The organism is Wolbachia endosymbiont of Wuchereria bancrofti, from assembly GCF_002204235.2.
In the GTDB taxonomy this organism is placed as follows: Bacteria; Pseudomonadota; Alphaproteobacteria; order Rickettsiales; family Anaplasmataceae; genus Wolbachia.
The window spans coordinates 1-3,475 of sequence record NZ_NJBR02000100.1 but is presented as its reverse complement, the minus strand read 5'-3'; the positions used below and the strand labels follow the sequence as shown (position 1 = coordinate 3,475).

Genomic DNA, 3,475 nt, shown 5'->3' with positions numbered 1-3,475 from the left:
TATAAGAAAAATTAAACATAACACACCTAGTTTAATAATGTGCTTTTGTCACTTAAATAAAGATTAAAGATAAATTTAGGCCTAAAATATCCCCATATAAGAGTTTCTTAAGGTCTGTAAAGTGGGCTTTGCATTTCTGTTGGCTGCTTAAATTCCTGGAATCAAAATGCTCGTGCAGTTGTGTACGTGGTGCTGGAATCTAGCTTATGATCAGCCATATGATATAGAAATGAACTTCGTTAATCATGTGAACTTTCACAGAAAATAGACTTAGGTATTTTCAACTTTTGTTTGTATACTAAGTCAAAATGCTTACCTTCAGCACGTAGATGGATATAATAAAGTCTGTTTCATTACTACCAACAATATTACTAATACTAACCGCTGGTGTTTATCTATCAGTTAGGCTGAAATGGTTACAGATATTTAGGTTACCACATGCCCTTTCACTTATTGGAGTTAAGAAAGGGGAAAATAAATTTTCCTCTATAGCTGCCCTATTTACAATCTTAGGAGGAAATTTAGGAGTAGGGAATATTTCAGGAACTGCTGTTGCTCTAAAAACAGGAGGACCAGGTTCTATTTTGTGGATGGCAATAATTGTTGTTATCACTTCTGTAATAAAATATGTCACTTGTTACCTGAGTATAAAGAACAGAAAGAAAAAGAATGGACGGTTTATAGGTGGCCCTATGGCCTACATGGTTGATGCATTTAACTCTAGAAAAGCTACAGTTGTATTCCTAGTTATTATGATAATGGTTTCGATAATCGTCGGTAACCTCGTTCAGGTAAATTCCCTGTCAATACCACTTGATATGATAAATGTACCTGTGGTCACTGGTGGAATTATTATGACCATAATATTTTTTGTTGTTGCGGCTCTTAGCTTAAAAAAAATCAAAATTTTCATATCAGCTATGATACCGATAATGACGATAAGTTACCTCACACTTTGCGGTATTATATTATTTAAATTTAGTGAAAATATTCTTCCTTCTCTAAAGCTAATAACAAGCAGCTTTTTTACAACTAGTAGCTTTAACTTTGGTTTATCTTTAGGTTTAGTTTTAGAAACGTTAACTATTATTCAAGTAGGAACTTTACGAGGTATTTTTGCAACAGATATAGGGCTTGGTCTCGAAGGAATTGTACACTCTTCAATCATTCCTAAGAGAAATAACAATAAATTTATTATCGAACAGAGTCTAATCACAATAATATCGCCTTTTATAGTTGCATTTGTAGTATTTATTACAACAATGGTACTGCTTGTTACAGATTCTTGGGCTACTGGTTTAGAGAGTACTAACATGTGCATATTTGCTTTCAGAAAAGCAATGAGTTGGCCTTATATTGACTATCTAATCATGGCCATAATGTTTTGTTTTGCTTTTACTACTATTTTTACCTGGTTTTTTTGCTCGAAGCAGACAATATATTATGTATCTCAAAATGATAAATACACTAAAATCTGGATTATAATTTTCACTGCAATTATCCCACTTGGTTCAATAAGTAAGGTTCAGTTGCTATGGGATGTTGCCGATATTTCGATCGCTGCTTTATTGTTTATCAATATATTAGCTATACTCAAACTGACTTCTCGAGATCCAGAAGTGTTCACTGTGAGCAGCAGATATCTGAAGTTGAATCAGCGATTCTCAACAAAAACAAAACTAGAAACTGGCTAGCTATTCTCATATTAAGGGGTTGATTTTCATGCTCGTTACTTGTATAGTTCGTGTCATTACGTTAACAGTACAACTTTCTTTTATAAAAATTTAATCATTTTTCATAATAATAATACTAGCTAAAGCTAAAAAGTGAAGGGTTATTAGTGAGGAAGAATATGAAAGTTAAGAGTACATAGCAGGAATACAGCTATCATGAATTCATTCAAAATTTTTCATTTTTATTCGATTAAGATAAAAAGAGAAAATGACCTAAATTTACAACGTTAGAGCTGGTTTGGGTACAGTAAAGTTTTTAATAAAACACGCCGACTGGGATTGAGATGGAGATAAAGACAAAAATAAAGCGTATAGCGTTATTCTTTAAAGATACAACAAGATAAAGGGAGATAGACAAGAGCTTCAAGAAAAAGTCAAAGAAGAGTGGAGGAAGTATATTAAAGATGGTATTAAAGAAGTTTCAATGTACGGTAATCACGCAAGTGTTACGCTGGAGGACAACAAGAAAGAGTTTAAAATCAGCAAATTTTTAAATAGTGATTTTTGTTAGAAGAATGGAATCTCTGGATTTTCAACGTTGCACGGTGATGAAAAGAGCGGAACGCACGGTTTTGTTGCTGAGGAAGGAGAAGGGAAAAACAAGAAAAAAAAGGCATTATGTCGTACCGATGGTTCACATGAAATGACTCTGAATTGGCCAGTAAAAGGGGAAACCCATATAATTAAGATACGCATTTATCCTGATGGAGAGAAATTGACGGAGATTATTTAAGTGACTACCAAGATAAAAAGATAAATGCTGCTGCAAACAAAGACGTAAAATTATGGAATTTGTCTTTAGAGGATGCATTAAAAAAAGGAAGAGAGATAAAAAATGAAGTGCGACATCAGGACAGTAATAAGCTGTTATTTGAAGTTGCAACAGAAAGTGATGGTGATAGAGATATTAGCGTTTAAGCTATTGATATGAATCGAGAGGTTAATTCTCAGAACATTGGATTATGGCCTAATAGTGAAGACGGGTCAGGTTACGGCAGTCAAGAAGAGAATCTTCAGGACGGAAGAACTTCTCCACTACTGCTACTTAGCACTAATTCACTTCCATCTAAAAAAGATGTTTCCAATGAGCAAGGGAAAAGCACCTCTACCAAGTCTGTGAGCTAAAATCAAGATGATGAACAAAATGAAATAAGTTCTAACACAGTTGACGTAGCGCAAAAACAATTCTTAGAGAACATTCTAGCAAATATAAACGAAGGCAAACAATATGACCCTATACGTAAGTGGTTAAAGGGCAAAATTAAAGGTAGAGAAAAAAATCAAAATTTGTACGTGCTAAAAAAAAGCTGTCTCCAAAAAGTGGCCAAGGTGATAGCTCTCATAGTAATGAACAGAAACCTAAAGGAGAAGAGTTAAATTACCGAAAAACACATGAAGCATTAGAAAGGTAGAAGGAAAAATGGCCAAGTAATTATAAAAGAATTGACAAAGTTAACGCATCATCTTCAACAAAGCAAGGAAAGACTGGAAAAGTGGGAGTTCAAACTGATGGAAAAATCCGTGAATTATTTGATGAGAAAGACAAATATATCAGAACAGAATTCTCAAATCCAAACCCGATTCCTTCTAATAGATCAGGAAAACCAAGAAGTTAGGCTAGCTTTGTTGCATAGCTACCAGCTACCTAAGTAGCTTACAGAAATGCAAAAAACTACTCAACAAACTTTACCAGCTTCCTTATTGTAACATTGAAGCTAATTACTTATTTTCTCTATACAGAT

Annotated in this window: 4 protein-coding genes; all 4 read left to right on the top strand. The window is 33.8% G+C overall.

Features of this window, described 5'->3' with window-relative positions; translation table 11 throughout:
• The first annotated feature begins 329 nt into the window (after nt 1–329).
• The 4 genes from CCY16_RS05255 (at nt 330) to CCY16_RS05245 (ending at nt 2,858) form a co-directional block, all read left to right on the top strand.
• On the top strand, nt 330–1,694 hold the full coding sequence (locus CCY16_RS05255) for an alanine:cation symporter family protein (RefSeq protein ID WP_088415529.1): 1,365 nt from the start codon (nt 330–332) through the stop codon (nt 1,692–1,694).
• A 577-nt stretch (nt 1,695–2,271) separates the two neighbouring features.
• Nucleotides 2,272–2,466, top strand: a complete 195-nt coding sequence (locus CCY16_RS05250) for a hypothetical protein (protein WP_088415527.1) — start codon at nt 2,272–2,274, stop codon at nt 2,464–2,466.
• A gap of 59 nt (nt 2,467–2,525) precedes the next feature.
• Nucleotides 2,526–2,651: a hypothetical protein gene (locus CCY16_RS06775; RefSeq protein WP_281250526.1), complete on the top strand. Its 126-nt coding sequence runs from the start codon at nt 2,526–2,528 to the stop codon at nt 2,649–2,651.
• A 9-nt stretch (nt 2,652–2,660) separates the two neighbouring features.
• Nucleotides 2,661–2,858, top strand: a complete 198-nt coding sequence (locus CCY16_RS05245) for a hypothetical protein (RefSeq protein WP_088415524.1) — start codon at nt 2,661–2,663, stop codon at nt 2,856–2,858.
• The last annotated feature ends 617 nt before the right edge of the window (nt 2,859–3,475 follow it).